At 72.6% G+C, this 4901-nt stretch carries 4 protein-coding genes; 2 read left to right on the top strand and 2 right to left on the bottom strand.

Translation table 11 applies throughout. The annotated features are described in order from the left end of the window. Window positions 1–50 precede the first annotated feature (50 nt). Window positions 51–1364 carry an MFS transporter gene (locus ACFQ87_RS42525; protein WP_380616329.1) on the top strand — a complete coding sequence of 438 codons (1314 nt, stop codon included), beginning with the start codon at window positions 51–53 and terminating at the stop codon, window positions 1362–1364. A 7-nt stretch (window positions 1365–1371) separates the two neighbouring features. Here ACFQ87_RS42525 and ACFQ87_RS42520 read toward each other — a convergent pair whose 3' ends face one another. Further along, window positions 1372–2220 (bottom strand): NAD(P)H-binding protein, encoded by an 849-nt coding sequence (locus ACFQ87_RS42520; protein ID WP_380616328.1) that lies wholly within the window; start codon window positions 2218–2220, stop codon window positions 1372–1374. A 121-nt stretch (window positions 2221–2341) separates the two neighbouring features. Here ACFQ87_RS42520 and ACFQ87_RS42515 point away from each other — a divergent pair, with 121 nt between their 5' ends. After that, window positions 2342–2854, top strand: a complete 513-nt coding sequence (locus ACFQ87_RS42515) for a MarR family winged helix-turn-helix transcriptional regulator (RefSeq protein ID WP_380616327.1) — start codon at window positions 2342–2344, stop codon at window positions 2852–2854. Between the two features lie 192 nt (window positions 2855–3046). Here the strand turns inward: ACFQ87_RS42515 and ACFQ87_RS42510 are convergent, their stop codons facing one another. Then, entirely contained in the window at window positions 3047–4672 is a 1626-nt protein-coding gene (locus ACFQ87_RS42510) for a CocE/NonD family hydrolase (protein WP_380616326.1), read from the bottom strand. Between the last annotated feature and the right edge of the window lie 229 nt (window positions 4673–4901).

The raw sequence follows: 4901 nt of genomic DNA, 5'->3' as shown, positions 1-4901 counted from the left end.
GCGCCCCGGCTGGAGGAACTCCTGCTCGCCGACGAGGCAGAGGCACACGGATGAGCGACCTGCCCCGACGCCGCCGCACGGGGTTGTCCGGACACCGGGACTTCCGCTCGCTCTGGATCGCCGACACGGTCAGCCAGTTCGGGGTACAGGTGTCCGTGCTGGCGATGCCGCTGGTGGCCGTGCTGTACCTGGGCTCCGGACCACAGGCGGTGGGACTGCTGATCGCGATGGAGTTCCTGGGGTCCCTGCTGATCGGGCTGCCGGCCGGGGTGTGGTGCGACCGCGGCCGGCGGCGCCCGATCATGGTCTGCGCCGACCTGGTGCGTGCCTCGCTGCTGGCGTCGGTTCCGATCGCGGCCTGGTGCGGAGCGCTGACGATCTGGCAGCTCTACGCCGTGGCGCTGGCCCAGGGCTTCGCGACGGTCTTCTTCGACGTCGCGTACCAGAGCTATCTGCCCACCCTGATCGGCCCGGGCCAACTGGTCGAGGGAAACACCAAGTTGCAGGCCAGCGCCTCGGTCGCGCAGATGGCCGGGCCGTCGCTGGCCGGTGTGCTGGTCCAGCTGCTCACGGCACCGGCGGCGATCATGGCGAACGCGGTGAGCTTCGGCCTGTCGGGCCTGTTCATCGCGAACATCCGGCAGGCCGAGCCCGCGCCGCCCCGTCCGGAGCAGCCGAGGCTGCTCCGGGAGGTCGGCGAGGGCGTGCGGCTGGTACTGCGCGATCCGATCCTGGGCGCGATCGCCGGGGCCACCGCCGTGGTCAACCTGTTCATGGCGGTGTTCGCGGCGGTCATCACCGAGTTCCTGGCCCGCGATCTGGGACTGTCCGCCGGACTCATCGGCGTGCTGATGACGGCGGGCAGCGCCGGCGGCCTCGCCGGCGCGTTCGCCGCCCCCGGCCTCATCCGACGGGTCGGCCACGCCCGCGGGGTGTGGCTGCCACTGGTCGTCGGCGTACCGCTCGGGCTCCTCGTCCCCCTGACCCGCGACGGAACCGGGCTCATCGCGTTCGTGGTCGGGTGGTTCGGCTGCTCGTTCGCGATCGTGGGCTACAACATCGCCCAGGTGAGCCTGCGCCAAACGCTCTGCCCGCCCGGGGCACTGGGCCGGATGACCGCCACCATGCGCTTCCTGACCTGGGGGGTCATGCCCCTGGGGGCGCTGCTGGGCGGCGCACTCGGTGCCGGCCTCGGAACCCGCCCGACGCTCTGGACGGCTCAACTCGGCGAGCTCCTGGTACCGCTGATCCTGCTCGCCTCCCCGCTGCGGCGGATCCGCGACCTGCCGGCCGCCGAACAGGAGTCGGCCCCCTCCGGCGACCTGGCACCGGCCGTGAACTCGGTTGCGCGGCACGCTGGTTAGGTGTGTGCTACTCCTTCGGCAGCGTGAAAGCGGCGGCGTTCTCGACCGCCCACTGCCGGAAGCTGCGGGCGGGCGTGCCGAGCAGGGTCTCGGTGGTGTCGGCGATGGTGGCCGGGCCGGCGCAGGCCGCGGCCCAGAAGTCGAGCAGGGAGCCGACGATCCCCGGCGGCATGAAGCGGCCCATCTGCTGCTCGGCCTCGGCCCGGGTGATGGTCTCGACGACAATCTCGCGGCCCAGGACATCGGCCAGGGTGGCGAGTTGTTCGCGGAAGGTGAGCGACCGGGCGCCGGTCAACGTGACCGCGAGGCCCCGGACGGCCGTCCCGCTGAACGCCTCGACGGCGACGTCGGCGATGTCGTCGGGGTGGATGGGCGCGATGTGCGCGTCGGGGTAGGCGAGTTGGACCGGCAGGCCTTGGGAGATCGGGCGTGCCCAGCCGAGGGTGTTGCTGGCGAAGGCGCCGGGGCGCAGGAAGGTGCACGGCAGGCCGCTCGCCGTGAGCGCCTGCTCGACGTGGAGGTGGTGCGCGGCGAGCGGGCGGGTCTCGGCGTCGGGGGCGTTGACCGAGGAGGAGGACATCAGCACGACGTGCTCGACGCCGGCGGCGCGGGCGGCCTCCGTGAAGGCCCCGATCCCCTCCGGGTTGGGGTACAGGAAGACCTGCCGTACGCCGTCGAGCGCAGCGGTGAAGGTCTCGGGCCGGTCGAGGACCAGCTCGGCGGTCGCGACCCCGGCGGGGACGGCCAGTTCGGCCGGCTCGGCACTGGCGGCGCGGACCGGCAGGCCGGCGGCGTGCAGGCGGTCGAGGACGGCGCGGCCGACCTTGCCGCGGGCTCCGGTGATGAGGACGGTCATGGGTTCCCCCTACGAGTCTGTGGGCCGCAGCTCCCTGCCGCAGCACACATGCATGCTTGCATGCATGTAATTGCGAGTCAACACATGTCTGCCATTACTCATGGACCGTAGGATGGGCGGCATGACGACGAACGAGCCGGACCACCAGGGCTCCCCGGACCACCCGGACCACCGGACGGCCGAGGACCTGCTGAACGCCGTGGGCCCGGCATTCGGCAAGCTGCGCCGCACCTCACTGCTGGAGGTCGAGAACCCCATCTCGGCCAAGGACCTGGGCCGCACCCTCGTCCTGAACCTCGTCCAGCAGCACACCCAGGACCCCGAGAAGGAGGTCACCGTCGGCGCGATCGCCGAACTCCTCGGCGTGGACCCGTCCGTCGCCAGCCGCATGGTGAGCGACAGCATCAAGACCGGCTACCTGACCCGCGCCGCCTCCCAGCAGGACGGCCGCCGCACCGTCCTCCGCCTCAGCCCGGCCGGCACCGAGCTCATAGCCCGCCTGCGCCGCCACCAGCGCGACGCCTACGACCACATCACCGCCGACTGGAGCGAACGCGACCGCCTGGAGTTCGCCCGCCTGATGCTCAAGTACGTCGACTCGCTCGACCGCCTCGCCGAGCGCGCCAAGCAGTAAGGACCGATGAGGGTGCCGCCCCGCTGACGTCCTCGTGCGCTACCCACGGAACGCACCTCCGGAAGGCCGGCGCGGCGCCGGTCGGTGGCTCCACGGCCCCAGGACCGGACAGCCGTTCGCCGCCGGGCCCCCACGGGCCCCGGAATTCCCTGGGCCCGCACACTCCCGGGGGCCCCGGCAGCGGCCGGACAATCAGCGCACCGGCAGCGTCAGCTCGGCCGGATCGGCCGTGGTCGAACCGAAGGCCACCCGGGAGCCGAGCGGAGTCTCCCCGCCGTACAGGGCGTCCCGGGTGCCGAGCACCAGTGCCAGGCGGTGGCCCGCCGGCAGGTCGTACGCGGTGGCGAAGAGCGAGACGTCCAGCGGGAACGGCTGCCCCGACGTCCGCCCGGACCAGCTTTGCGGCGCGTGCGAGATCAGCCGGCCGACGCCGAGCGCGTCCACGTCGTAGAGATAGGCGACGACCGTGCCCTGCGGTGCCGTCGCGGTGACCGTGGTGTGAACCCGGGCGACGCCGCGCAGCGACAGGCCCTGCGGATAGGGCTGAGACTGTCGGACGACGGCGGCCGAGCGGGCCAGCAGCGGGACGACCACGGTCGGCGGCCGGTGCACCGCCTGGTCGACGAGCCCGGACAGCAGGGCTACGCCGCCGCTCGCGCCGGAGGGGGTGTCGCCGAGCACGGTGGTCCGCCAGTTCGCGGAGGCCGGATCGCCGAGGGTGTCGGCGCCGAGCGCGAGGTGTTCGGTGCGGGAGCTGACGGACTGCCAGTCGGCGTGGCTCTCGTGCGCGCCGGAGGGGCGGACCTCAAGGCCGACCGGCTGCGTTCGAGCGTCCGGGGCCGGGGCTCCCTTGACGTACTGGTCGAGCCACGAGCGCGCGCTGTTCCAGGTGGCGTTGTCCAGTCCGAGCAGTCCGGTGAACTCCTGGCTCGCGTGGTCACCCGGGCGCAGTTCGAGGCGCTTGGGCACGGTCAGCCGTTGGTAGAAGTCGGTGACCTGGCTGGGGTTGAAGAAACTGTCGCCCCAGGCGTTGGCCATCAGGACGGCGGTGCCGTTCGCGTTGATCCGGTCCAGGTAGCGGGCCGGGGAGCGGGTGTCCGCCCATCCGATGACCTCGGGCAGGTCGCGGTCGGCGAAGAGGTCGTCCAGCACCCGCGCGAACTCGGGGCTCTTGCGGCCGGTCGGGGCCTGGATGCCGGCGAGCACGGCCGCAGCCTGCAGGTGCCGGGTCTGCCCACTGTAGAGCGAGTCGGTGAGGTCGGCCCAGCCGCTGAGAGAGGCGACGGCCTTGATCCGCGGATCGAAGGCGGCGCCGAGCAGGGTCAGACCGCCACCCAGCGAGAGCCCCACCATGCCGACCCGGTCCGGGTCAGCCGGGGTGTGCGCGAGCGCCCAGTCGATCACCGTGGAGATGTCCGCGACGTCCTTGGGCCCGGCGACATCGACCTCCCCGCCGGAGCCCCAGAAACCCCGCACCGTGTAGGTGACGACGACGTACCCGTCGGCGGCGAGCGCACGGCCCTGGGCGACGTACTCCAGGTCGTTCTGCCCCCAGCTGGCCGGCTGCACCACCAACGGGTAGCGCCCCTGCGGATCGGCCCCCGGCGCCCCGGGGGCCGGCGTGAACACGTCGGCCTTGAGGACGACGCCGTCCTTCATCGGGACGTCGGCCAGGCGGAACGACCCGACACCCACCGCGGCCGCGGGCGGCGGGTCCGCGACGGCGGGCTGCGCGACGACGGCCCCGCCAAGGGCGAGCGTCGCCACGAGGACGGCACTGGCCGTCCGGCGTCCACGACTGGGGGTGGGTCGTTCCATCACGTGCTCCATCTGTGCTCGAACCGATCAATTGCCGGAGCGTAGCGATCTGACGAAGCCTCAGGGGAGGTGGTGATCAGCCAAATTACCAGCCAGTAACGCCCCGCGCTCCCGAACGGCTGGAGCACCACGGCCGGAGTGAGCGCGAGAGGGCCCGTGCCACGCGGGTTGCGCGGGCACGGGCCCTGTCGGGGTCATCCTGGTGGTCCCTGTCCGGCCCCCAGGGTGC

Source organism: Kitasatospora sp. NPDC056531, from assembly GCF_042794375.1.
Lineage (GTDB): Bacteria > Actinomycetota > Actinomycetes > Streptomycetales > Streptomycetaceae > Kitasatospora.
This window is presented reverse-complemented; position numbering and strand designations above follow the sequence as displayed.

What these genes read in the sequence shown, in the direction of transcription:
- ACFQ87_RS42525 (WP_380616329.1), top strand. Translation starts at nt 51, where the DNA reads ATGAGCGACCTGCCCCGACGCCGCCGCACGGGGTTGTCCGGACACCGG.
- ACFQ87_RS42520 (WP_380616328.1), bottom strand. Translation starts at nt 2,220, where the DNA reads ATGACCGTCCTCATCACCGGAGCCCGCGGCAAGGTCGGCCGCGCCGTC.
- ACFQ87_RS42515 (WP_380616327.1), top strand. Translation starts at nt 2,342, where the DNA reads ATGACGACGAACGAGCCGGACCACCAGGGCTCCCCGGACCACCCGGAC.
- ACFQ87_RS42510 (WP_380616326.1), bottom strand. Translation starts at nt 4,672, where the DNA reads ATGGAACGACCCACCCCCAGTCGTGGACGCCGGACGGCCAGTGCCGTC.